Annotated in this window: 1 pseudogene; it reads right to left on the reverse strand. The window is 77.0% G+C overall.

The features are described from left to right. Nucleotides 1–278, reverse strand: a pseudogene (locus BST27_RS31010) (PE family protein); the annotation flags it as partial.

Genomic DNA, 278 nt, shown 5'->3' on the forward strand with positions numbered 1-278 from the left:
TCCGAGTAGTGGCTGGCTCCGCCTACCCCGCCGACCCCACCGCAACTGAGCAGGCCGGCGGCGCCGCCGTTCCCGCCGGCCCCGCCAACGGCGCCCTGATCAGAGCCGAACCCGCCGGCCCCGCCGGCGCCTCCGCTGGAGAACACAAGTCCGGCCCGCCCACCGTGGCCGCCGTTCCCGCCGGCCCCGAAATCAGCGAGACCGCCTGCGCCACCGGCTCCGCCGGTGCCCAGCAGAATCCCCGCGTCACCGCCGTTCCCGCCGGCCCCACCGAACTC

The organism is Mycobacterium intermedium, assembly GCF_002086275.1.
Taxonomy (GTDB): Bacteria; Actinomycetota; Actinomycetes; order Mycobacteriales; family Mycobacteriaceae; genus Mycobacterium; species Mycobacterium intermedium.